Raw genomic sequence first — 24,311 nt, 5'->3', positions numbered from 1 at the left:
AATGACATCTGCACAGTTTATTACCTTTGAGGGCGGAGAAGGATCCGGAAAGTCTACCCAAATTCGCCTGCTTGCGGATTTTCTGCGCCAGAGGGGGATTGGTGTTGCCATGACCCGGGAACCCGGCGGGGCGCCCGGGGCCGAGGAGATAAGATCTCTCCTGGTTCGCGGGGAAGCCAGCCGCTGGGATCCTGTGTCTGAAACACTTTTATTGTATGCAGCACGTCGGAATCATGTTCTGCAAACCATACGTCCGGCCTTGATGGCTGGGCAGTGGGTCTTGTGTGATCGTTTCAATGATTCAACGCTGGCCTATCAGGGAGTGGGTCATGGTTTGGATCCTGCATTTCTTGACATCCTGTTCCAGGTGTCTGTCGAGGACACACGGCCTGATCTGACCTTTCTGCTGGATATCGATCCCTCCATCGGTCTGAACAGGGCTGAACGTCGTGGTGATGCGGAAAACCGCTTTGAGTCCATGGATCTGTCTTTTCATGTGCGATTGCGCGAAGGATTTCTGTCCCTTGCAGCCAAGGATCAGGAGCGTTTCCGCGTTATTGATGCCACACGTCCTGTTGATCAGGTTCATCAGGATATTGCCAGAGCTCTTGGTGAGGCTTTTACGCTATGACTGCTTTGCCTCTGCTCTTGCCGCCGCGTCAGCATACAGCCTTTGTGGGACACAGCGATGCCGAGCAGGCTTTTCTACAAGCTTGGAACCAGGGGCGCGTGCACCATGCCTGGCTTTTTTCAGGAATGCGCGGCATTGGCAAGGCAACGCTTGCCATGCGGATTGCCCGGTTTGTACTTTCTGATCGTGCCGTAGTCGGGACAACCACCCTTGCTGTTTCAGAAGATGATCCGGTTTGCTCCCACATCGCCCAAGACACGCACGGTGATTTTCGTGTTCTGGAGCGGACGTGGGACGAAAAGCGCAAGCGTTTGAAGGGCGATATCCCTGTCGATGACATACGATCCCTCGGCGAGTGGTTGTCGATGACATCCTCTCGCGGCGGATGGCGCGTTGTACTGATCGATACAGCCGATGACATGAACAGGAACAGCGCCAATGCGCTGCTGAAAATTCTGGAGGAACCGCCGCAGCGGACCCTGTTCTTGGTGCTGTCGCATTGCCCGGGGCGTTTACTGCCGACGTTGCGCAGCCGCTGCCGTCATGTTCCTATGCGTCCGCTTCCTGAAGCGCAGTGTCAGGAATTGATGGAGCGTTATGCGGCCTCCTCTCTGGATGTTGTGTCCCGTCGCATCCTTGTGCAGCTGGGCGAGGGCAGTATTGGCCAAGCCCTCGATCTTGCCAGCCAAGGGGGGGTAGAACATTATCAGTCCTTGATGGGGATTCTGCGCAATGTATTGGAAGGCCCCCCTGATCTACCTGCATTGTATACCTTTGCTGATACGGTCAGCCGAACAGAGGATGTCTTTCGCCTCGCAACTGATTTGATGCTGTGGTGGTTGGGACGCGCGATCCGCTATGCCGGGCGTGAGATGGAATGCCCGGTGATTGTTCAGGATGATGCCTCTCTTGCAAGGATAGTTCTTGCGGCAGCTCCCCTTGATCAACTGATCGAAGTATGGGAAAAGATCAGGGCTTTGTTCGAGCGAGCCGAGGCTGTGCATCTTGATAGAAAACAGGTTTTTATCAGTGCCGTACTGTCTCTTCAGGCGCTGGTCCGTTCCGTTCCGCAAACAGCTTCTTCTGTTCGCTGACGGCCTATTTTCAGGAGATACCCGTGATGACCGGGTCAAGGTCTTATTACGTTACAACCCCGATTTATTATGTGAATGACCGGCCGCATATCGGTCATGCCTATACCACCTTGGCATGCGATGTGCTGGCCCGCTTCAAGCGGCTGGACGGGTATCGGGTGATGTTTCTGACCGGAACCGATGAACACGGGCAAAAGGTTGAGAAATCGGCTCATGCAAAAGGGATAGATCCTCAGGCCTTTACGGATGAGGTTTCCCGCAATTTCCGGGATCTTGCGTCGGTCATGAAATACAGCCATGACGACTTTATTCGTACGACCGAGCCGCGTCACAAGGCTGCTTGTGCTGCGTTGTGGAAGCGGCTTGTCGACAGGGGCGATATTTATGCTGGAAAATATGCAGGCTGGTATGCCGTACGTGATGAAGCATTTTATGCAGAAAGTGAGTTGCAAACGGCGCCCGACGGCACGCGCATGGCTCCAACAGGTGCTCCTGTGGAGTGGGTGGAAGAGCCAAGCTACTTTTTCCGTCTTTCGGCTTGGCAGGACAAGCTGCTGCGGTTTTATGACGAGCATCCTGACTTTATTGCGCCGGAAAGCCGTCGGAATGAGGTGATCAGTTTCGTTGAAGGCGGGTTGCAGGATTTGTCGGTATCCCGCACCACGTTCCGGTGGGGGGTTCCCGTTCCGGGCGACAGCGAGCATATCATGTACGTCTGGCTGGACGCCTTGACCAATTATCTGACGGCGACAGGTTATCCGGATACGGGGCATGAACGATACAAGGCGTTCTGGCCCGCAGATTTGCATATGGTTGGCAAGGATATCCTGCGCTTTCACGCTGTTTACTGGCCAGCCTTCCTGATGGCAGCCGATCTGCCCCTGCCAAAGAGGATCTTTGCTCATGGCTGGTGGACGAATGAAGGGCAAAAGATTTCCAAGTCTCTGGGCAATGTCATTGACCCCTACGAACTGGTTGGAACGTTCGGTCTTGATCAGACCCGCTACTTTTTGCTGAGGGAAGTTCCTTTCGGCAATGACGGTGTTTTTTCGCGTCAGGCCTTTGTCCGGCGGATGAATACTGAACTGGCCAATGACCTTGGGAACCTGGTGCAGAGAACTTTGTCCATGATTGCCAAGAACTGCGGCGGAAAGGTTCCGGAGGTTGGCGTTCTGGAAGACAGCGACCGCCACATGCTGGATTCTGCTTATGGCCTGCTTGATGTCTTGAGGGAGCAGCTGGATCGTCAGGCGTTCCATGAGGCTTTGGAGAGTATTTGGGTTATTGTACGGGCCGCCAACGCCTATGTTGATCACCAGGCACCGTGGTCCTTGCGCAAGACGGATCCCAAGCGGATGGAAACCGTTCTCTGGGTGTTGGCAGAGTCAATTCGTCAGGTTGCCTTGCTGATGCAGGCGTTTGTTCCGGATGGGGCCGGGCGGATTCTTGATCAGTTGGGTCTGGGGCAGGAGCAGCGTGGTTTTGACACATTTGGTCCCCGGTTTGCCCTTGTTACAGGATCGGAATTGCCTGCGCCGCAGGGTATCTTCCCCCGCTATGCCGAGGAAGAGGTTGTGCGTTCGTGATGCTTGTTGACAGTCACTGCCATCTTGATTTCCCGGACTTTTCGGACACCTTGCCCGACGTTGTTTCGCGTGCCCGTTCTGCTGGCGTCTCAACCCTGTTGACGATTTGCACGCATCTTTCACGCTTTGACGGTGTGCGGGCTGTTGCAGAGCGTTTTGATTCTGTGTGGTGCAGTGTGGGCATTCACCCGCATGAGTCCGGCCATGAATGCCTTGAGGATGCAGAGACGTTGTTGCGTCTTGCCGATCATCCCAAGGTCGTGGCTTTCGGGGAAACCGGGCTTGACTATCATTACGAGCATAGCCCGCGCGACGACCAGAAAAAGGCCTTTCGTTTACATATGAAGGCAGCGCGGCAATCAGGGCTGCCTGTTATTATTCATACCCGTGATGCTGAAGAGGATACTGCAACGCTTTTGCGTCATGAAATGGATGCCGGTCCATTCCCGGGTGTTCTGCATTGCTTCAGTTCATCCTATGAATTGGGAAAGATAGCGGTTGATCTGGGGCTCTATATTTCCCTGTCGGGTATTATTACGTTCCGCAAGGCTGACGCATTGAGGGAAGCAGTTCGTGCGCTGCCGCTGGATCGTATGCTGGTTGAAACGGATTCTCCTTACCTTGCCCCGGTTCCCATGCGTGGTCAGTGCAATGAGCCATCCTTTACGGTCCTGACGGCGCGCAAACTGGCCGAGATCAAGGGGATTTCAGAAGATGAGGTTGCCCGGATCACAACAGAGAATTTTTTCCGTCTTTTTTCAAAGGTAAAGCATCCGGGATCTGTTTGATATAAAGGGATAGGCTGTGAAAGTAACGGTTCTGGGATGCGGTGTTTCAAGTGGTGTTCCTTCCTTAGAATCCGGGTGGGGGGCGTGTGACCCCACTCATCCCCGTAACCGTCGTTCACGGGCCTCTATCTTGATCGAAGAGAAGGGATACCGCCTTCTGGTCGATACGTCGCCTGATTTGCGTTGTCAGCTGCTGGATGCAGGCGTTACCCGTCTGGACGGTGTGCTCTATACTCATGCCCATGCGGACCATACGCATGGTATTGATGATCTGAGGGGCATTAACAGAAATATTGGTGGACCGCTTCCCACATGGGCGGATGATGCAACCTTTACGCATATCCAATCTTGTTTTGCTTATGCCTTTGAAGGCATTCCACCAAGGCAACCGATTTTTCGCCCTTGGTTGCAGCGTCATCCGTTACAGGACCAATTTATGGCTGGCCCGCTATTGGTTCGCAGCTTTGTGCAGGATCATGGCTATAGCCTGAGCCAAGGCGTACGGATTGGATCCTTTGCCTACTCTACTGATGTTGTGCGCCTTTCTGATCAAGCATTTTCTATCCTTGAGGGTGTTGATACCTGGATTGTCGGTGTTTTCTCAGATCAGGCGCATCCAACGCATGCCCATGTTGATCTTGCCCTAAGCTGGATTGAACGCGTCCGTCCCCGGCGCGCTGTGTTTACGCATATGGGCAACAGACTGGACTATGATGTTCTTAAGAACTCATTGCCAGCGGGTGTGGAGCCGGCGTGGGATGGTATGGTTCTGGATATCCCGGACAATGAAAAAGCGCCACCTTTTGGGTAAGGCGGCGCCTGTTTCATGAATCTGCAGGTTCACTGCGCAGTGTTTCTCAGCACGAACGAGCAAGGTTGGCGTTGACAAATTCCCAGTTGACCAAGTGGTTCAGGAAGGTGTCAACAAAATCAGGGCGACGGTTCTGGAAGTCGAGGTAGTAGGCATGCTCCCAGACATCCACCGTCAGCAGTGCATTCTGGCCGTGCACCATCGGTGTTTCTGCATTTGGTGTCTTGACGATCTTCAGGGTGCCATTGTCCAGAACCAGCCAAGCCCAGCCCGAACCAAACTGTCCGACAGCGGCCGCCTTGAAGTCTTCACGGAACTTTTCGTAAGATCCGAATGTGGCGGTAATCTTCTCTGCAATGATGCCAACAGGTGCACCGCCCCCGTTGGGCTTCATACAATGCCAGAAGAATGTGTGATTCCAGACCTGGGCGGCATTGTTGAAAACAGGCGTATTACCCGTCTTCCAGGATTCCAGGACAATCTCCTCCAGAGCTTTACCTGACAGTGGTGAGTCTTTCAGGAGATTATTCAGGTTTACAACATAGGCGTTGTGGTGCTTGCCATAGTGAAAGTCAAACGTCTGGACCGACATGTGTGGCTCCAGCGCGGTCTTGTCATAGGGCAGGGGCGGAAGTTCAAAGGTCATAACGGTCCTCTCGAACATGATGGTGCGGACTGTATCCGGTGCAGGGCAAACTTTCCCTGCGCAGAACATAAGAAGGCCATGAAAAAAAGAAAAGCCCCCAGCAAGAAGGGAATGTGCCTGATGTGGCATATACTAACGCGACAGCGCTGCTTGTGCCGCTGCTATACCTGACACCGCCGCACCTTCCAAGGTACAGGGGAGTCCGGTTGCCGTCCAGTCTCCGGCAAGCCACACGTTATTCCAACAGGTTTGTGTTGGCGGACGCAGGAGGTCCGTTTCCTGTGTCAGCATAAGGGTTGCAGCGCGTTCCTTGATCAGGCGGGCAGGGGGGATATGGCCTGCCAGGCTCAGAACATCTTTAACCTCTTCCCACAGCAGGGATAAAAGACGCTCCGCACTGATCGAGAGCAGCATCCGGGATGCGCCAATATTGGCGCTGACAAGGGAACCCTTGGTCTGTATCCAATCGCACAGCCCACCGATAACGCCGACCAACTGATGATCCCGATGCTCGGGGATACGGAAATGGGCTGTGATGATCGGGCTCATGGGAAGTTCCGGAATGTTTGGCAGTAACCTGTGTGCTGCGCAGGCCGGTACGGCGAGAATGATTTTGTCAGATTCTTGAATTGTCAGCGTGCCATTCCTGGTCCGAAAGCCTGTCATTATGGAACCAGACAGAAATACCTGCTGAACCGGGCTTTCAAGGCAGAACCGGCCACCTTGCGCTTCAATCGTATGTATCAGGGGAAGGATCAGGTCACGGGTGTAACCTGTTCGGGGCACCAGTGGCTCCATGGCCTGCGCACCACGGAAAAATGTTTTGCGGAGAACATCCCTGAGGGGGTTCCAGGATACAACAGGAACCGGCGTATTGGTGACAGCAAGCGCCAGAGGCTGCACAAGATGCGTGTAGATAGGGTGCCCAATGTGGTGTTCCATCTGCTCCGGATTCAGACTGCGGTTCAGCAGGTGCAAAAGCCTTATATGCTCGAGAAAAGAAGCCCCGGCAACGCGGCGTCCCGGATGACATAACCACCAGGGAATCCGCCCGCGAGTGGGTTGAAGGCACCATGCTTTGTTGGAAGCGAGGTCAAAGAAATCAAAGCGGGCAGGATACTGGATCCATTGGTCTTGGGCGTTACACTGTGTGATCAGTGTTCGCACGGTTTGATTTGCGGATAGAACAAGGTGAGTCCCACAGTCAATATCCTGTCCCAGGGCAGGATCGTTAAAAGACCGGCAGCGCCCACCAAGTTGTGAGGTGGCCTCGTATACAATGGGTCGTGCGTTGTTTCTGCATACTTCCAGTGCCGCAGACAGGCCGGCCAGTCCTCCCCCTATAATATGGACTGTCGGCCATTCTTTCATCGGAAGCACCCGGCCAGAATTCCCTTGATCCGGGCAAAACGGGAAGGATGTACTCGCCCTGTTATATGACAGAACAAGCCCCAATATGTTGCCAACATCAGAAGGGCAGGCCACATACGTATACGAGTGGTCCAGGGCAGTTTCTCAAGGGCTCCTCTGGCACGGTCAAACTGCTGTTCTGTAGCGTGAGCAAAAGCTTGCCTGGAGAAAGCAACCGGGTCCGGCTGTTCACGTGCTGCATCCAGAAGACTGGAGGGAAGATAAAAACGCCCCCGGCTGGTGTCTTCATCCAGATCCCGCAGGATATTTGTATATTGCAAGGCCCGTCCGGCCTGATCTGCAAAGTTTTGAACCAGAGGGGTATTGCCCATGCCAAGGATGAAAAGAATAACCCGTCCGACAGCACCGGCAACACACTGGCAATAGTGGTCCAAGCTGGCCTGATCCGGAGGAGGATAGAACGCTGGATCAAGGTCCATGCAGCATCCTGCCAAGACAGCTTGCAGTTCATGTCGGGGTAGATCGCCACGGAGCAATGATTCTGCAAGTGGAATGGCAAGAACAGGATCAGGGCATGGGAAATTGCCAGGATTACACAGAAAGTGCCCCCAGTCATCAAGCTCTGCTTGTCTGTATGCCCGTGGCTGATCGCTGTCAGCGCAGTCATCAACAGCCCTGCAGAACAGATAAAATATTGTCATAAGATCCCGTTTCCGGGACGGAAGAAGCCTGATGACAAACCGGAAGCTGCTGCCAGTTTGTAACAACCTTTCTTGCAGAACTTTGCGGGCTGATCTGTTGGGAAAAAAAGCCAGCAGGCATGCAGACAGCACGGTAAACAGGCTAAGCTTTCCTTGGTTCATTTTCAGGCGCGGAGATACCTTTTGCAACCTGCGGAGCAGGATTTCTGCCATGCCCAAGGCTACAGAAGCTTGGTACCGCAGACGTCTGTTTCGGATTGATGCGGGAAGAAAAGATGCAATCTCGAGCAGGCTTTCCACCTGTTGCAGGCAACGTTCCAGAACACTTTGCATGCGCGAAGACTCAAGCGAACCGGAAAGATCGGCCGGATTCAGTCCAGCCTCACGCAACCATGTTGCGGGCATGTAGACACGTTGCAGGACAAGAATGTCATGGCGTATATCCTGCACATGATTCAAGATTTGGTGTGCACAGCACAGGGCGTCAGCCGGGCGTCTGTCGTGGTACGATTCTTCGTGTATATCCAGCAGGAAATGACCAACAGGAACCGCTGAATATGTGCAGTACCGGATCAGGTTATCGAAGGTTTCAATATGGGTTCCCCTTGCATCCTGTAGAAAAGCCTTCATCATCGTCCGGGCATGAGCCTGGTCCTGCGGAGCTTTGACTTCCCTTGGCAGGTTGTCCTCCAAGGCCATAAGCTTGGCGATCTTGTCTTTTGTCGACAGGACAGGGTTATCAGCGATATCGTCAGCTTTCCGTACATAATGATAAAAGGTCAGCACACGCCGACGTAAGGAGGAGTCAAGAAAGCGGGCGACCGGAAAATTCTCGTCCGATGGTGTTTTTGCAGCATATGTCACCATCCGTGTCACAGGGAAATGTTCCTTTTTGCAGTCTTTCCTTTTATATACCCGGCGGCTGGCGACATATCAGCTCTTCTTTATGGATGTCATCCCCACATGGATATTCATCAGCCGTTTTCCCAGGTGGCCAAGGATGTGAAGCGTCATGATCCTGTCCGTTTCCTGACAACCCTGTTTGTACCGGACAGGGTCCGTCCGGCCTTTTGGGCTTTGTATGCCTTTAATGCCGAGCTGGGACGTATACGGGATGCTGTTACGGAACAGATTCTTGGGCAGATTCGCTTTCAATGGTGGCGTGACACATTGGGGAATCTGGAGGCCGGTGTTGTTGCCAAGTCTCCTGTTGTGCAAGACCTAGCACCCTTGGTCCATACGTATAATGTTCCCGTTTCTTTGTTATGCCATATTGTGGATGCCCGATCTGCAGAAGTAGAGAGCCTTCCTTTCGAAACGGAACACGCCCTGGAACAGTATTGTGACGGCTATGGTGGTGCTTTGGCAGAAGCCGTATGCAGGATTGGTGGCGTTCATGACGAGGTTGTTGTCAGTGCGGCTCGTCAGGTTGGGCAGGCCGCTGTTGTTGCCCGAACCATGCTTCGGGTTCCGGCTTCTCTTGCTGCGGGGCATTGCCCCGTTCCGTCCTGTGTTCTGGATGCCTTGAGGCTTGATCCGGGACAGCTTAGTGATCCCGATGCTGTGGCAAAGCTTGCCCCATGGAGCTTGGATTTGTGCCGGATGGGGCGTGCCATACTTGGTGCAGCCCGGCATAATGCCCCGCGTCCGCAACGCGATGTGTTGGCGGTTTTTCTGGAGGCCATGATCGCCGAGCGCACGTTCTCGATACTGGAGAGAAATGGTGGCAATCTGATCGATCCAGACCTGCACCGTCCGGATAACCGGGCTCTGGGGATGACATGGCGCGTCCTACGAGGCCGGTGGTAATCCTTGCTGCCGGCACGGACCGGGCTGGGATGTGCGAACATGCTCGGGATTGCGACGCCACCGGTCAAGAATGGCATCAGCCTCCTTGGCAGACAGGCGAGAAAAGAAATCCAGGGCCGACGAGAAAAGCCTGGAGGGTTGGCAATGTCCGAAAGGAACGATTCCATTGAGGCGCGAATACAGTTCCTTGAAAAGGGGCATGGAAACACCGTGGGAGCGACACAGGACAGCCAGTCCCTCCCCATCAGCTCCGTACAGGACCCGCGAAACGGCAAAGGCAGGCAGGCGTGATAGGCGTGCGACCTCGGCTTCAGCCTGCGGCATCCTGCCATTACGGACAGCGCTGACCATTGCCTCAACGCCGCTTGACAGGAATGCCTCGATGGTATGTGTCTCTGATGCTTCTGTCTCCTTGCGTACGTCCCGCACGGCTTGCTTCAGGGCATCTTTGACATCCGGGGGAAGTTCGTCGCCATAGGTTTCTGCCAAGGCAGACCGTACGGCATCATCAGCCCAGTGCACCATGACTGCGATCAAGCGGGCAGGCAGGATATGTCGGGATACAAGCGGCAGACGCAGCGCGGCCAAGTGCTCTGCCCGCTCCAGAAGCTTCAATGCCCCGTTTTCGGAAAAACGAGCCCCGGGATTTCGAACCAGGGCCAAGCAGATTGTATCGTCGTCAAACGTCAGCAGAACATCGCTGATCCGGACCGACACTTCGGGGCGCTGGCATATGGCCAGGCGATGGGCGTTGCTTTGGTTGGTGATGATGTTTTCAAGACCCTCATCGTCCAGAACAGGGCTGGACAAAAGCACGGGGTGCGCAATTTCGATTGCATCGCTGGCCATGAGTGTTGCCAGATTTCCGGGAACATCGGCCCGCCCGGCAATGGTTCCAGCCAAGCGACGGCGAACAGCCAATTCTATCCTGGGGTAGAGGCGCCCCAAGATTTCATAGGCCATCGCAATTTCCGATGGGCTGAGGGCATCATCCCCTTCCGTACAGAGAGAGGAGACAGCATCTGCAAGCTCGCCCCGATCTATGGGAACGCCGGGCTCGGCAAACCGGATCAGTCGTGTCCAGCGTGATTGATTCACGGCATTCCTCTCCATACAGAGGTCTATACCGTGGATGATAGCATATCTGCACAGTCAGGTCATGGCAGAAGGCAAGATGTGTACAATTATAACTCGTGATTGCCGAATCCGAACGCGCACATGACAGGCGTGTGGTCTGATGCCTTTTCGCAGCCCCTGGGGGCGCGGTCAATTTCAACGGAAAGCAAGGCATCCGTTGCCTGTGGAGACAGCAGAAAGTGGTCAATACGCAGGCCATGGTCCTTGGGCCATGCACCGGCCTGATAATCCCAGAATGTGTAGCGATGGGGTTCACGGTTTACCACCCTGAACGCATCCCTGTAGCCAAGGTGAAGCAAGCTTCTGAAGCGTGCCCGGCTTTCTGGTCGGCACAGCGCGTCCTCTGCCCATTTTTCAGGTGCATAGACATCATCATCTGTAGGGCAGATGTTATAGTCCCCGCCCAGCACAACCGGACAGCCAAGCCCAAGCAGGGACTCGGCCCGTTTATACAGGTGATCCATCCACTGCAGTTTGTACGCGTATTTGTCTCCGGGGGCAGGGTTTCCATTGGGGAGATACAGGCTGGCAACGCGGACTTTCCCGTTTATGTCAGCCTCAATGTAGCGTGCCTGCTGGTCTGTATCATCCCCGGGCAGGCCGCTGCAAACATGGGAGACGGGCAGGCGGGAGAGAATGGCAACACCATTATAGGCTTTCTGTCCCCACACAAGGGACGTGTAGCCAAGCTCGGTAAATGCATGCCCCGGAAAGTCATCCGTCTGGCATTTGATTTCCTGCAGAAAAACAACGTCAGGCGCCCGCTCTGTCAGCCAAGCCGTGATGTTATCAAGGCGAGCCCTGACAGAATTGACATTCCAGGTGGCAATTTTCACAGGTAACGTCCTTATTCCTTGAAGTATCCGGGCTGTCCCGCAGAGCGCCCGGGTATAGCACGGTCTTTCCCGGCTATCAGAGGGAAAAGGAGGTGCCGCAGCCGCAGGTAGAGCTTGCGTTGGGGTTGTTCACCACAAAGGCCGAGGCCATCAGTGTTTCGGTGAAATCAATACGGGACCCCTTGAGGATATCAAGCGACGCCTCGTCAACAACCAGCACGACACCATCTTGGTCCAGAACCAGGTCATCACTGCTTGTTTCGGCATCCAGATCAAAGCCGTACTGGAATCCGGAACATCCACCGCCGGAGACGGACACGCGAAGCATCAGCCCGGGTTTGCCTTCTGCTTCGACAAGCGCACGAACACGCGCCACAGCGGCCTGTGACAGCGAAAGATCGGCTGGGTCCAGCGCACGCGAACTCATGATGTACCGTCCTTGCTTACATGCTTCATCGGATCATTTTAATGTATGCTGAAGAATATATGCTTCGCAAGGGGTGTTCCCGGTTGCCTTGCCTTTTGCGGCGCGTTACTGTTCGCCCCATGACTTTGTTCCAACCAGTTGATCTTGCACCTTATGCCTCGGACCCGTTGCGTTCCCGCGGTCGCCTGTACGATGAAGGCGAGCAGGCGGTTGAGCGCGACGCCTTTCAGCGCGACCGCGACCGGATTATTCACTGTGGGGCTTTTCGCCGTCTGCAGTATAAAACTCAAGTCTTTGTCTATCATGAGGGGGAAAACTACCGGACCCGCCTGACGCATAGCCTTGAGGTTGCCCAAATCGCCAGATCAATCGCCCGATCGTTGTGCTTGAACGAAGATTTGGCAGAGGCTCTGGCTTTAGCCCATGATCTTGGGCATACGCCATTCGGCCATGCCGGTGAGGATGCCCTGAAAGCCTGTATGGAGCCTTGGGATGGTTTTGATCACAATGCCCAGTCCCTCAGAATCCTGACAAAGCTGGAGCGGCGTTACCCCCGCTGGGACGGGTTGAATCTGACCTGGGAGACTTTGGAAGGGCTCGTCAAGCATAACGGTCCTCTTGTTGGATCAAAAGCGGAACGGAGAGGTGAGGGGCGGGAGTTGCCTGCTGCAATTCTTGAGTATGCTGCCCTTCACGATCTCGAGCTTGATTCTTTTGCCGGCCCCGAGGCTCAGGTTGCGGCCTTGTCAGACGACATTGCCTATAACGCCCATGATATTGATGATGGACTGCGGGCCGGTCTCTTTACGCCGCAGGACTTGCAGGATGTACCTTTGATTGGCCCCATTCTGGCAGCAACATCAAACCAGTATCCGGATCTGGAGCCTGTGCGTCTGATTTATGAGTCCGGCCGACGGTTGATAACTTCCATGGTTCTGGATCTTTTGCAAGAAAGCCGCCAACGCTTGGCTGAAGCAAAGCCGAAAGCGGTTCAGGATATCCGCTTGGCCAAGGCTTCCCTGATTTCATTTTCTGCAGAGATGCAGGCCCATGACAGCGCCCTGAAAGGGTTTCTTTTTCCTAATATGTATCGTCATTTTCGTGTCAACCGCATGACGTCAAAAGCGCGTCAGGTGGTGCACGATTTATTCGATGTTCTTGTACATGAACCGGGGCTTCTGCCCCCGGACTGGCAGCATGGCTGTGATGGAGCCAGCACCCCCCGTACGGCGCGGCGCGTTGCTGACTATATTGCCGGAATGACTGACCGATTTGCTCTGGACGAGCATAGCCGCCTTCTTGATCCTACGGTGAAACCATGAATGTGTTCAGTGTTTTCAGGGACCGTATCGTCTCTGTTCTTGATAAGTTGACTGCAGAGGGTACGCTTCCTGGTGGTGTGTCGTTTAATGCTGTCACAGCCGAACCTCCACGTGATCCATCGCATGGTGATGTGTCCACCAATGCGGCAATGGTTTTGGCTAAAGCGGCCGGTATGAAGCCTCTGGATTTGGCTGCTGTCATTGCCGACAGGCTTTCTGCTGTAGAAGCTGTCGGGCATGTATCGATTGCTGGTCCCGGCTTCATCAATATCCGTATTGAACCAGCGCTGTGGCACGATGTTTTGCGGTGTGCCCTGCGAGAAGGGACTGCTTTTGGAGACTCCCGGATTGGCGGTGGTCATGCTGTTAACGTTGAATATGTTTCGGCCAATCCCACAGGTCCCATGCATGTCGGACATGCCCGTGGCGCTTGCGTTGGTGATGCCTTGGCCAATCTGTTGAAGAAGGCTGGCTACAATGTTGCCAAGGAATATTATGTCAATGACGCCGGTGCCCAGATTGATGTTCTGGCGACTGCGTTGTACTGGCGCTACCTGGTTGCTTGCGGTGCCGTTGATCAGGCGGAGTTTGACCAGCGTCTTGCTACCAAGGAAATACAGTATGGTGGTGGGTATCTGATAGAAACGGCGCAGGCTCTCAAGGAGCGGGACGGAACACGGTGGGTCGATGTTCCCGAGACAGAGTGGCGGCCTATCCTGCGGGATTTTGGCATCGAATCCATGATGCAGATGATCCGCGGTGATTTGGCGGCGCTTGGTGTTCATCCCGATGTCTTTTCTTCCGAGAAGACCATTGTCGAAGCCCGGCGTGTCGAGGCTGCGGAGAAGGACTTGGCAGCTCGCGATCTTGTTTACGTTGGCGTTTTGGAACCCCCGAAAGGGAAAACTCCTGATGACTGGGAACCCCGCCCGCAGACACTCTTCCGTTCGACAACCTATGGCGATGATGTCGACAGGCCGCTGAAAAAGAGCGATGGATCATGGACGTATTTCGCTGGTGACATTGCCTATCACTATGACAAGTATCAGCGCGGTTTCCTGAAAATGATTGACGTTTTCGGGGCGGATCACGGCGGGTATGTCAAGAGAATGCAGGCCGCTGTGCACGCCATGTCGGACGGGAAAGCATCCCTTGACGTCAAGATTTGTCAGTTGGTCAAGCTGATGGACAAAGGGGAACCTGTCAAAATGTCAAAGCGGGCAGGGACTTTTGTAACCCTGCGCGATCTGATAGAGCGTGTTGGAAAAGATGTTGTGCGCTTTATCATGCTGTCACGCAAAAACGATGTGCCGCTGGATTTTGACTATGCCAAAGTGACGGAACAATCACGCGACAATCCGGTTTTCTATGTGCAATATGCGCATGCACGGGCAAGCTCTGTCAGGCGCCACTTTGCAACGGTCTTTTCCGGTGTTGACGTGTCTGCTACTGCCCTGGCTGAGGCAGACCTTTCACAGCTTTCCGATCCTGATGAAATGGCTGTTATTCGCTTGATCGGCGGTTGGCCTCGCGTGGTGGAAAGTGCGGCCGAGGCCGGAGAGCCGCATCGTATTACCTATTTCCTGGGCGATGTCGCCGCAGGCTTTCACGCCTTGTGGAATAAAGGACGTGAACACACACATCTCAGATTTCTTGATCCGGATAATCAGCCTCTGTCTGTGGCACGCCTTGCCCTTGTGCAAGGTGTAATGACAGTGTTAGCGTCTGGTTTGGCTGTTATTGGTGTTGAACCGGCAGAGGAGATGTAGCTATGGCCGATCCCAGAGGCTATGGCCCCAGAGGCGGAGACCGCAATGTTGGTCCGCACCGTGCCGCAGGAGGGGGAGGCCATCCTTCAGGAGATGATATCGCTCTTGATGAGATGTTCGCCCGTACATTCGAGCGAGATAGTACGCCATCTTCTGGTCATGGCTCATCGGCAGAGGATTTTGATCTTGCGCCTCCGGTTGATGCTGCACGCGTTGCCGCAGCAGCCAAGCTGGCAGCAGGGCGTGTTGCTGGTCAGCGTGGTGAGCCGCATGACTACTTCTCTGTTGTGCCGGATCGTATTGCTGGTACAGGTGTTACAAAGGATACCGATGATTCAAGGCGTGGCCGTGGACTGCTGTTGGCGGCTTTTCTTATCGGTATTGCGATTGTCGGATCTGCCGGAGTGTATATGGCGCGTAGCAATACATCCGGAACCGATGGCCGGATAACGGCGCCGACCATCTTGGCGGAAACAAATCCCTATAAGGTGCGTCCTGCCGACCCAGGGGGCTTGCAGGTTCCAAACCAGGACAAGCTTGTCTACGATCGCCTTTCTTCTGGTACGGTACGCTCGTCTGGTGTGGAGAGGCTATTGCCAGAACCTGTTGAGCCTGTGTCTCCGTCACAGGTGGAGCGCATGCCTTCAATTCTTGGCGGTGCCAATAACAGCTCGTCTGTTCCTGCAACAACACCTGATATCTCACCTCCGTCAGCGATTAAGTCGAATGCAGCAAATACAAAGCAGTTGATACCGCTTCCCGATGTTCCGGCAGGAAAAATTGTTGCTGATGTGCCCACGCCGGTTCCGCCCGTACAGCAAGCGCCTGTCGTGGAAACACCCCCGGCCACTGTGAGCGCGCCTGTTATGGGTGAGAAGGCTCCTGTAGAGAAGAAGCTCGTTGCCCCGTCAAACGATCGTGAGCTTATGGATAAATCAGCACCTGTCCGCCCGGGGGTAACCGGGGGATCTTACGCTGTGCAGCTTGCCGCGTTACGGGATGAAGCATCTGTTCGTAAAACGTGGGAAAATTTGAAAGCGAAGCATCCCCAACAGCTGGCCTCGTTGTCCATGTCCATAGAGCGAGCTGATCTGGGGCAGAAGGGTATTTATTACCGTTTGCGTGCAACGGGGCTATCGAGCGAAGCTGATGCGCGCCGGCTGTGTGCAGAGTTGTCAAAGCACAAGGTGGGTTGTCTTTTTGTAGGAAGGTAAGTGCTATGAGCGTTTCAGAAACATGTCGTGCCGTTATATTCGGATGTTCAGGGTTAATTCTAACCCCTGAGGAGGAGGAGTTCTTTGCCTCTGTCAATCCTGTCGGCTTTATTCTGTTTGCCCGCAATATTGGGGATCCAGACCAAGTACGCGCACTGACAGATGCTCTTCGCCGCTGTGTTGGTCGTCCTGATGCTCCCATCTTGATTGATCAGGAGGGAGGGAGAGTGCAGCGTATGGGGCCGCCGCACTGGCCGGCTTATCCGGCAATGCGGACATTTGGTGATGCATGGAAATCTGATCCTGCCGGGGCAGAAAGGATGTTGCAGGACACAATTGCACGCATGTCACGCGATCTTGTTGATGTTGGCATCAACGTAAATTGCGCTCCTGTTCTGGATATACCCCAGCCTGATGCATCAGGTGTCATTGGTTTGCGTGCCTTTAGCACGGAATGTGATGTTGTATCCCGTCTTGCTTCGGTTGCTGTCGGCGCTTTTATCAGAAACGGGGTTGTGCCCGTTGTAAAACATCTTCCCGGTCACGGTCGTGCCCGGGTTGATTCCCATTTTGATCTCCCGGTTGTTGATTCGGATCTCAAAACCCTTGAGTCCTTTGATTTTGTTCCTTTCCAAGCTGTGGCAAATGCTCCGGTCGGGATGGTGGCGCATATTGTTTATACTGCCATTGACCCCGAGAACCCGGCGTCTCTCTCCGGGAAATCTTTTGCGACCATAAGGGAGGTCATTGGGTTTAAAGGCGTCCTTCTGTCGGATGACATTTCCATGAATGCCTTGAGTGGTTCTTATGAGAGCCGGGCCTATCGCTCTTTGAATGCGGGATGTGATACCATTCTTCACTGCAACGGCGATATGGAAGAGATGCGTGCCGTAGTTAAGGGAAGCTCTTTGCTACGTCCCGAGAGCTTGTTGCGTTGGCAGGCGGCACTTGCTGCTCCGGTTATGTCCAGCGTTACGCCTGCTGTCACTGAAATATAAAAGAGTATATGTTTTCCTTGATTGCCAATATCCTCCACGCGGCATCTGTGTGGGTTATTCCCGTTCTGTCCGCTGTTGTTCTTCATGAACTTGCCCATGGTTTGATGGCTGATGCCCTTGGTGACCGCACAGCCCGTTTGGCAGGGCGGTTGACCCTGAATCCCGTCAAGCACATTGATCCTGTTGGAACAGTTATTCTGCCCGGGCTTTTGCTTGCTTTCTCATCTCCATTCCTGTTCGGCTGGGCGCGTCCTGTGCCTGTTAATGCCGGTAATTTTTCCCGTCCACGACAAGGTATGGCCTTGGTGGCTCTTGCCGGACCTGCCATGAATGTTGTCTTGGCTTTTGTATCGTTTATGTTGCTGTGGTTTATTGATGGTTCAGGGTGGTGGTCTTCGATGCTCTGGAACTCTTTCTACTTCAATATTGTACTGGCTGTTTTCAACATGCTTCCCCTCCTGCCCCTTGATGGGGGCAGGGTTGTTGTCGGTATTCTGCCCGAAGCCCTGGCAATACGATTCATGAGAATGGAACGGATTGGCTTTGGAGTCCTGATTGGACTCCTGATCATTCTTCCCTTGATTGGTCAGAAGATTGGCGTAGATCTGAACTTTCTTTCGTCTCTTGTCACGCGTATCGTCCGTGCTGTTGCCGAGATCTTTTTTATGATGGCCGACTGACAAGAAAATGGTTGGGATCTGTCTCTGTCTCTTTCTGGGCTGGCATGGTCATGGGCTCAGCAACGGATCCCTCTGATGCAATGTCAAGCATGCGGGCCAGAATTTCTGACTCCTGCGCTCCGGCGATGGCGTAATCATGATTGAATATGAAACAGGGAACTCCGGTAATATTCATGCGATGTGTCGCGGCATTTTCTGCCATGACAGTGGCAAGTGAGGTCTCATCCTGCAAGCTGTGCAGCACATCATCGGATGCCAAACCGAACTGTGTAGCAAGCTCATAAAGAGTGTCATTATTTCCTATATCAAGGCCTTTTTCGAAATAAGCCGAAAAAATCACTTCAAGAAAATCACTGGCAACTCCGTGTGATCCTGCCAGCAGCATAAGTTGATGAGATGCTGTGGAGTTGGGTGCTGTTTCAATAGAAGCGAAATTGAAATGGATACCTTCTCTTGCGCCGGCCTCAACCTGCCCAGCCAAGATCCTGTTTGCGCGGGCCAGGCTCCCAAACTTGCGTTCCAGGTAAGCAGAACGCAGCATGCCTGTCTTTGCGATCTCTGGATTGAGAATAAAGGGACGCCACCGCACCCTGACGTCGGTTGCTGTACGGTTGGACAATGCTTTCGAGAGACGACGGCTTCCTATGTAACACCATGGACATACCGTATCAAAAATAATCTCGACAATCATATGGAGGTCCCCACAGCACCGAATCAGATTATAGACCTTTCGTCAAAGACAGGGCGTGCGCGTTCCATTAATGATTGCACAGTATCACCGCTCTGGACTTCAGAGGCACCAACAAAAGGGGATACCGAGACAGGGCGGAACACGTCCTCAACGGCAAATTCCGTGTTGCCGATAACGCCTGCTATACGTTGCATGACGACATCGGCTTCATCCAACGGCGTGTCAGCCAATATGACAGCAAAATTAACGGGCGTTAGACGGGCAACCATATCTTCGGCTCTGACAAGAAGAGTAAGCCACTGCCCAATTTGCCTCAGCAAATCATGCTCGGCTTTCTCACCAAAATCATGCCGCATGGCATCCAAACCGGCAAAAGCAAAAGTAACAAGGGAAAAACGATGACTGCGATTGCGCAGACTGGATGCTGCAGCTTCTTTGATTCTCGATTCCAATGACTGCATCAAGAAGCTACGGCTGTATACTTCCGGCATGTTGCTGTCGGCATCACTGCCTGTCGTCAGAGTTTCTCCCAGACTGCGCCGTAATGCCCATCGCATTCTTTGCCGACGAATTAAGACGTGCAGCGAGAATCGTAAGTCCTGGATAATAGGGACACCATCAATAACCCTGCTGGCACCCATGGAAAGAGGTGTTTGCGGATCTACAGGATGGGGTGTGCGGTTTATGAAAAGAACAGGCAGATTGAACAATCGTACATTTCTTCGCATTTGAAGACATAGATCAAGCCAAGGCTGCACTGTGTCTGATGGCGCCATCACCATTGCATCAAGGAAGCGATCCTCAAGAATACGAGTGGCTGTTGCAAGGTCTTTGGCAACAAGAATTTCCGCATCTGGAAAGGCTGACAAGATTTTCTCACGCGTATCATCCGCCCCGGTCAGAAGGATGGAGGGCGCAGACACAGAAATATCCTCTGGCGCAAACAGCGAGGCATTGACGGCACGTTTGCCGATATGCTCCAGAACGTGTATCCGATGCAGCAACTCAGCTCGCATGGTCGAGACGCGTATCATGGGCCGAATATGCGACTGAATGAGTTCAGGGCTTGTTGGCCAATGAACAGCGTCGTCTATGCCTGACTTCAGGAGTACATCGATCTGCTCTGCGACGGGAGCTGATGTCAGATAAAAAATGGAAAGATGGACAAAAGAAGGGTCTGCCCGCACAGTTCGGACAATTTGTTCCGGATTTCCGCCGCAAAATGCGGAATCAAGAACCAGAACGTCAGGCTGGAATTTCTTCAGAACCCCGATAAGATCGGCTGGGGCCACCACGTGCTGGCAGTCGTAGCTGTCAGCCATGAGATGTCTCTCAAGGGACGCCGCATCTTGTGGGTCACGGACAGCAACTACTGCTGTGGCCAGATGGATCATCTCCCATTGCCCCTGTCACACATCATGCTGCCCAATCTGGCTAGCTTTCCCCCTCCACAGTAAGGTCCTTATTTTTACTGAACAAGCAGGCAGTGCATCTCGTGTCCGTTCAGACCCGCGAGAATACCGCCACTAATTCAACGTGCATGCTGCGATGGAACTGATTAACGGGGATTATTTTCTCAATGACAAATCCAGCATTAGTCAGTGTGCGCGCATCTCTGGCACATGTGAAGGGGTTGCAGGATACCATAACAATCTTTTTTGGCCCTTTCTTTGGAGCACATTGCGTTATCTGTAGAACCTGTGCGGCCCCTCCGGCGCGAGGGGGATCGAGAACAACAGCCTCATAGCCTTCCAGTTCGTTTGGCAGAAGGGGATTACGGAACAAGTCTCTGGCAAGAGCTTTAACCATACCTGTTGCCGCCAAGCATTCCACGGATTTCTGATCCGAGTCGATAGCCGTAACAGGATGGTAAAGGTTGGCTGCAAGGGGAAGCGCAAATGTTCCCAAGCCACAAAAAAGATCCAATACGGGGCCGCTTAACGCATTTAACTCTTTCAGCACCAGATCAACCAATAATTTTTGCCCCTCACGGCTTGGCTGCAGGAATGCCCCCGGCGGCAAGCGAACAGGGTTTTCACCCATATAGATGATGGGCTCACGTTGTACCGCTATCGGTTCGATAACGGTTCCAATCCTAAGAGACAAACGCGCCCAGTCATGTTCATGGACCAAGGCGGCAAGAACCTCCAAGGCTTGAAGGTCAGGCATTCCAATCCAGTCGAGCACAACATCAATGCCGGAATCGCTATCACAGATAGAAATAGATCCTTTACCAAGCGGGACCAAATCTTTTATGGATTCATGTAATACGGCTAGGGCATCAGATATTGCCTTAGTCAACAGCATGCATTCGTGTGTTGTAACAATGTAGTGGGTTCTGCGAGCATTATACCCCATCACAAATTGCGATTTTGATTTCTTCCAAGAGAACGTTGCTCTACGCCGTGTTCCGTATGGAATAGATACAACAGGCTCTACCACGCTTGTGGCTATACCGGATTTGGCCAGAGCTTCAGCAACCAGATCCCGTTTCCAAGTTAGTTCGGCAGTTACCGAGGCATGTTGCAAGGAGCATCCACCACACGAAGACGCAACAGGGCAGGGAGGTTGAATGCGCTCTGGAGAAGGGCTCAGGATACGGTGAACATATCCTCGCTCACCTTCGACTTGAGCTAGCACTCTTTCGCCTGGTAATGCACCGTCAATAAAGATGTTCTTGCCATTATAGAGCGCAACACCGTCGCCATGCCGCCCAAGACGCTTAACAAGAAACTCCAGCAAGAATTCTGAGGATGCGGATGACAGTTTTTTGGTTGCAGGCATTGTAATTTTCTATACAGAAGAGAGGAAAAGATATGGATTTTGTGCGGGCCAAATTGTCGCATAATGAAAATTATGAATACATTATTAGCATATGAAACATTATGCGACAAAGCCATGCCGCTCTTCACGGCTTTTTGGTTGGTGCCATGAACTGAATTTGCATTGATGGTGCGGGTTGGTTGGGTCCGTTTACACTCCAGTCATATACGCTCCAGTCACGAAAGCTCCCATCATCAAAGCCATGCGATATGTGCTGGGCATTATGTTTAATAACGGCAGAATTTGTGATAACACGAATCTTCCCGCTTGGCCTTAAGCCTAAAGCTTCCAGCTGTTCTTTTGCCCCTGGCTTTGCTGTTGGAGCCGATGCAACATACAAAATGCCACTGGTACGAACTTCAAGACGAACAATGTCGGCGCCTCTTCTCGGGAAGCTAATTTGGGACGTGCCGCTCAGGCGTCCTGTCTTTTCATAGACGACTCTGAACCGCCCCAGTCCCACAGAGGTTATTTCCGAGAACCCGGTATCACGGCCTAGATCTTCTTTAATGGCAAGCTCTTTGGCTGCTATATCTTCTGGTTTCAACTTGGCCTCTTTCATCTCCTTGAATAGAGGCGCCCATATAAGAAGACCTCGATAGATTATTCCGTAATCACCGTTCTTTCCGACGCGAATTTCCATAAGGAAGTCATCTGGGACATAACAGCTTGATACAAGAGGAAAAGCAAGGATGGCCGCCCACACAGGTGGACGGACAAAACGAAACATTGCACTGAAAAAAGATCTAATCATTGCAAGGTGTCTACTTTTCCTGACTTTTTACCTGCGCCCAGAATGCTTCCATAACCTCAAGCTCTGAATTTTCCGGCGTTTTCCCTGCATTGCGAAGCAAAGCCTCCATATGTCGGAATCGCCTGTCAAATTTTGCATTAGCCTGACGCAAGGCTGTTTCTGGATCAACATCGACCTTACGGGCCAAATTAATAACAGAAAAGAGTAAATCGCCTATTTCATCAGACAAACGACTATGGATCATAGGAGATGTATCAAGCTCATCCCTCACCTCTCCAATTTCTTCCATAATCTTATCAAGCACATCGTGAATATCGGTCCAGTCAAAACCCTCCCGTGCAGCCCTACCCTGCAGCTTAAGGGCCTTAGTAACAGCAGGAAGTGCCCGAGAAATACCGTCCAAAGCACTCTCTTCGACCTTATCAGACTGCAAGCGCGCGCGCTCCTTTGCTTTTATATCTTCCCATACGCCCATCTGCTCAGCTGCTGAAGAAATCCGACTATCCGACGAAAAAACATGAGGATGGCGTCGCAACATCTTGTCAGCGCATCCTGTTGCAACATCATCGAAGCAGAAAACTTTATTTTCTGCGGCAATTTGGCTGTAGAATACAACCTGTAGAAGAAGATCTCCAAGCTCATCCCGCAAAGATGCAGCGTCTTTACGCTCTACCGCATCAACAACTTCATAGGCCTCTTCCAGAGTATAGCGTGTCAGGGACTCCCAGTTTTGCTCCAGATCCCAAGGGCAGCCCTGCCCCGGATCCCTCAGGCGTTGCATGATAGCAAGAAGCCTGTCAATAGGTGTAAGATCATCCTTCACTGGGCCTTGGGAAGCAGTTTTTGACATTAAAGACTCCAAATGCAGTAAGGCCAAGTGTGTGATATCAGAAACAAACATCTCGTGCCACCTGTCGAAGAGTTCACTTCCTTATAACAGAAGCGTATAACAGGGCACGGGATCTGCACTTTTAGCAAAAGACGGAAAGCTATGTCCGAAAAAAGATTTTATGTCATCGGGGGAGAGTATTCCGATAGCGCATTCTCAAAAATCGCTGCAGGCAAGAGCTTGGAAAAATATGGGCCGTACACTGAGGCTGAGGCTCATGCTTTCTGGCGCGATATAACGGGGCGTACGGTTGACAATGCGATGGTCCGCTATGTCGTGGAGGAAAATCACTCCCAGCTAGATGATAAGAGCTACTACGTCGTCGGGGGGGAATATGCTGACACAACCTTTGCAACGATAGCATCGGGGCATTTCTTGGAAGTATATGGTCCCTTTACGCAGCAGCAGGCACAAGACTTTTGGCGAACAATTACAAGCCAGACCATCGATAGCTGCTTGCACAGGTACGATATTTCTCACGAGGACCCGCGCCGTTAGATTTTCATAGGGTTATCTCTCGCAACTAAAAATCCAGCACCCTATAAAAATGGCGCTGGATTTTCTGTTTTGGTGTGCCCGGAAGGATTCGAACCTTCGGCCATTCGATTAAAAGTCGAATGCTCTACCGACTGAGCTACGGGCACTTAAGGTGTTGTTTTTTCATCGCCACAAGTGACGAGGCCCGCAACATATTCGTATGCCTCTGTGTGGTCAACACCTAAAATGGAGAAATCGGGTATTTTTTGTAGAAAGTCGATTTCAATCAACGTCAGCAGCCAGCTTCATCGTTACAATGCGGTCAGGGTAGGCAACCTTACCGTTCAGGGCTTGATCCCCCTTCTTGATTTGGTCAACATACTCCATGCCCTCAACAACCTGCCCCCAGATCGTGTACTTCTTGTCCAAGAATGAAGACCTATCAAAACAAATGAAGAACTGGCTGTCAGCTGAATTCGGGCTTGCTGCACGAGCCATGGAGACGGTTCCTCTTACATGAGGTTCCTTGGAGAATTCGGCCTTTATGTTCTGCCCGGAACCGCCTGTTCCTGTTCCCGTGGGGTCACCACCTTGAGCCATGAAACCGTCGATAACCCGATGAAAGGGGGTGCCGTCGTAGTAACCCTGCCGCACCAATTCCTTGATTCTTGTAACATGATTTGGTGCCAGATCAGGGCGCATCTTGATGACAACCCGACCGTAGTCCAGATCCATATACAGGGTATTTTCCGGATCCGTGGCCGTTTCCCGGGCTTCTACCGTATTGACAGTCATAAGAAACATTACTCCAGCAAGAAAAAGTATAAATGAGCGGATCAGCACAGGGTTCCTCCAAG

Annotated in this window: 24 protein-coding genes and 1 tRNA gene; 12 read left to right on the top strand and 13 right to left on the bottom strand. The window is 52.7% G+C overall.

What is annotated here, in order from left to right; genetic code table 11:
- Position 1: 1 nt before the first annotated feature.
- From tmk to HEQ72_RS01500, 5 genes are read left to right on the top strand one after another with little or no spacing between them, the layout of a single operon-like run.
- Positions 2-631 (top strand): dTMP kinase, encoded by a 630-nt coding sequence (gene tmk / locus HEQ72_RS01520; RefSeq protein WP_168022383.1) that lies wholly within the window; start codon positions 2-4, stop codon positions 629-631.
- On the top strand, positions 628-1,725 hold the full coding sequence (locus HEQ72_RS01515; protein WP_168022382.1) for a DNA polymerase III subunit delta': 1,098 nt from the start codon (positions 628-630) through the stop codon (positions 1,723-1,725). The genes tmk and HEQ72_RS01515 overlap by 4 nt, the downstream gene beginning before the upstream one ends.
- Positions 1,726-1,751: 26 nt before the next feature.
- Complete coding sequence (gene metG, locus HEQ72_RS01510; protein ID WP_168022381.1) at positions 1,752-3,311, top strand: methionine--tRNA ligase; 1,560 nt, start codon at positions 1,752-1,754, stop codon at positions 3,309-3,311.
- Entirely contained in the window at positions 3,311-4,099 is a 789-nt protein-coding gene (locus HEQ72_RS01505) for a TatD family hydrolase (RefSeq protein WP_168022505.1), read from the top strand. The genes metG and HEQ72_RS01505 overlap by 1 nt, the downstream gene beginning before the upstream one ends.
- Positions 4,100-4,115: 16 nt before the next feature.
- Entirely contained in the window at positions 4,116-4,910 is a 795-nt protein-coding gene (locus HEQ72_RS01500) for an MBL fold metallo-hydrolase (RefSeq protein WP_168022380.1), read from the top strand.
- Between the two features lie 46 nt (positions 4,911-4,956).
- Here HEQ72_RS01500 and HEQ72_RS01495 read toward each other — a convergent pair whose 3' ends face one another.
- The 3 genes from HEQ72_RS01495 to HEQ72_RS01485 all read right to left on the bottom strand — a co-directional run bounded on the left by HEQ72_RS01495 (position 4,957) and on the right by HEQ72_RS01485 (position 8,495).
- Entirely contained in the window at positions 4,957-5,556 is a 600-nt protein-coding gene (locus HEQ72_RS01495) for a superoxide dismutase (protein WP_168018892.1), read from the bottom strand.
- Between the two features lie 132 nt (positions 5,557-5,688).
- Positions 5,689-6,927: a hydroxysqualene dehydroxylase HpnE gene (hpnE, locus tag HEQ72_RS01490; RefSeq protein ID WP_168022379.1), complete on the bottom strand. Its 1,239-nt coding sequence runs from the start codon at positions 6,925-6,927 to the stop codon at positions 5,689-5,691.
- The gene (locus HEQ72_RS01485; RefSeq protein ID WP_245184083.1) at positions 6,924-8,495 is read right to left on the bottom strand and encodes a squalene/phytoene synthase family protein; all 1,572 of its coding nucleotides are present in this window, start codon (positions 8,493-8,495) and stop codon (positions 6,924-6,926) included. Before HEQ72_RS01485 ends, hpnE begins: the two co-directional genes overlap by 4 nt.
- Before the next feature lie 96 nt (positions 8,496-8,591).
- On the opposite strand from HEQ72_RS01485, the gene HEQ72_RS01480 reads away from it, so the two are divergent.
- A complete protein-coding gene (locus tag HEQ72_RS01480; RefSeq protein WP_168018895.1) occupies positions 8,592-9,437 on the top strand; it encodes a phytoene/squalene synthase family protein in 846 nt (281 codons plus the stop codon).
- On the opposite strand, the gene HEQ72_RS01475 is transcribed toward HEQ72_RS01480, so the two are convergent.
- The 3 genes from HEQ72_RS01475 to erpA form a co-directional block, all read right to left on the bottom strand.
- Entirely contained in the window at positions 9,420-10,535 is a 1,116-nt protein-coding gene (locus tag HEQ72_RS01475) for a DUF2336 domain-containing protein (RefSeq protein WP_168018896.1), read from the bottom strand. The genes HEQ72_RS01480 and HEQ72_RS01475 overlap by 18 nt on opposite strands.
- Before the next feature lie 86 nt (positions 10,536-10,621).
- Positions 10,622-11,410, bottom strand: coding sequence for an exodeoxyribonuclease III (locus tag HEQ72_RS01470; protein WP_168022377.1), 789 nt, complete (start codon positions 11,408-11,410; stop codon positions 10,622-10,624).
- Between the two features lie 76 nt (positions 11,411-11,486).
- On the bottom strand, positions 11,487-11,837 hold the full coding sequence (gene erpA, locus HEQ72_RS01465; protein WP_168018898.1) for an iron-sulfur cluster insertion protein ErpA: 351 nt from the start codon (positions 11,835-11,837) through the stop codon (positions 11,487-11,489).
- A gap of 119 nt (positions 11,838-11,956) precedes the next feature.
- Here erpA and HEQ72_RS01460 point away from each other — a divergent pair, with 119 nt between their 5' ends.
- From HEQ72_RS01460 to HEQ72_RS01440, 5 genes are read left to right on the top strand one after another with little or no spacing between them, the layout of a single operon-like run.
- Entirely contained in the window at positions 11,957-13,159 is a 1,203-nt protein-coding gene (locus HEQ72_RS01460; protein ID WP_168022376.1) for a deoxyguanosinetriphosphate triphosphohydrolase, read from the top strand.
- Complete coding sequence (argS, locus tag HEQ72_RS01455; RefSeq protein ID WP_168022375.1) at positions 13,156-14,928, top strand: arginine--tRNA ligase; 1,773 nt, start codon at positions 13,156-13,158, stop codon at positions 14,926-14,928. The genes HEQ72_RS01460 and argS overlap by 4 nt, the downstream gene beginning before the upstream one ends.
- A 2-nt stretch (positions 14,929-14,930) precedes the next feature.
- On the top strand, positions 14,931-16,142 hold the full coding sequence (locus HEQ72_RS01450; RefSeq protein ID WP_168022374.1) for an SPOR domain-containing protein: 1,212 nt from the start codon (positions 14,931-14,933) through the stop codon (positions 16,140-16,142).
- A gap of 5 nt (positions 16,143-16,147) precedes the next feature.
- The gene (gene nagZ, locus HEQ72_RS01445) at positions 16,148-17,140 is read left to right on the top strand and encodes a beta-N-acetylhexosaminidase (RefSeq protein WP_168022373.1); all 993 of its coding nucleotides are present in this window, start codon (positions 16,148-16,150) and stop codon (positions 17,138-17,140) included.
- 8 nt (positions 17,141-17,148) lie between these two features.
- Positions 17,149-17,820 (top strand): site-2 protease family protein, encoded by a 672-nt coding sequence (locus tag HEQ72_RS01440; RefSeq protein ID WP_209315579.1) that lies wholly within the window; start codon positions 17,149-17,151, stop codon positions 17,818-17,820.
- Here HEQ72_RS01440 and HEQ72_RS01435 read toward each other — a convergent pair.
- The 5 genes from HEQ72_RS01435 to mazG all read right to left on the bottom strand — a co-directional run bounded on the left by HEQ72_RS01435 (position 17,804) and on the right by mazG (position 22,989).
- Positions 17,804-18,511 carry a DsbA family oxidoreductase gene (locus tag HEQ72_RS01435; RefSeq protein WP_168018904.1) on the bottom strand — a complete coding sequence of 236 codons (708 nt, stop codon included), beginning with the start codon at positions 18,509-18,511 and terminating at the stop codon, positions 17,804-17,806. The genes HEQ72_RS01440 and HEQ72_RS01435 overlap by 17 nt on opposite strands.
- A 23-nt stretch (positions 18,512-18,534) precedes the next feature.
- Positions 18,535-19,905, bottom strand: a complete 1,371-nt coding sequence (locus tag HEQ72_RS01430; RefSeq protein ID WP_168018905.1) for a diguanylate cyclase domain-containing protein — start codon at positions 19,903-19,905, stop codon at positions 18,535-18,537.
- Positions 19,906-20,014: 109 nt separating this feature from the next.
- Positions 20,015-21,295, bottom strand: a complete 1,281-nt coding sequence (locus HEQ72_RS01425; protein ID WP_168022372.1) for a class I SAM-dependent RNA methyltransferase — start codon at positions 21,293-21,295, stop codon at positions 20,015-20,017.
- A gap of 124 nt (positions 21,296-21,419) precedes the next feature.
- Positions 21,420-21,977, bottom strand: coding sequence for a hypothetical protein (locus tag HEQ72_RS01420; RefSeq protein ID WP_168018907.1), 558 nt, complete (start codon positions 21,975-21,977; stop codon positions 21,420-21,422).
- A 121-nt stretch (positions 21,978-22,098) separates the two neighbouring features.
- Positions 22,099-22,989, bottom strand: coding sequence for a nucleoside triphosphate pyrophosphohydrolase (mazG, locus tag HEQ72_RS01415; protein WP_322099163.1), 891 nt, complete (start codon positions 22,987-22,989; stop codon positions 22,099-22,101).
- 90 nt (positions 22,990-23,079) lie between these two features.
- Here mazG and HEQ72_RS01410 point away from each other — a divergent pair, with 90 nt between their 5' ends.
- Positions 23,080-23,475: a DUF4170 domain-containing protein gene (locus HEQ72_RS01410; RefSeq protein ID WP_168022371.1), complete on the top strand. Its 396-nt coding sequence runs from the start codon at positions 23,080-23,082 to the stop codon at positions 23,473-23,475.
- 70 nt (positions 23,476-23,545) lie between these two features.
- Here the strand turns inward: HEQ72_RS01410 and HEQ72_RS01405 are convergent.
- Both HEQ72_RS01405 and HEQ72_RS01400 read right to left on the bottom strand, forming a co-directional pair.
- Positions 23,546-23,621: transfer RNA gene (locus tag HEQ72_RS01405), tRNA-Lys, on the bottom strand.
- 115 nt (positions 23,622-23,736) lie between these two features.
- A complete protein-coding gene (locus tag HEQ72_RS01400; RefSeq protein ID WP_245184047.1) occupies positions 23,737-24,249 on the bottom strand; it encodes a peptidylprolyl isomerase in 513 nt (170 codons plus the stop codon).
- Positions 24,250-24,311 lie beyond the last annotated feature (62 nt).

The sequence above is a fragment of the Haematospirillum sp. 15-248 genome, from assembly GCF_012102665.1.
Taxonomy (GTDB): domain Bacteria; phylum Pseudomonadota; class Alphaproteobacteria; order Rhodospirillales; family Rhodospirillaceae; genus Haematospirillum.
Note: the sequence above shows the minus strand (reverse complement) of the source record. Positions and strands in the feature narration are given on the sequence as shown.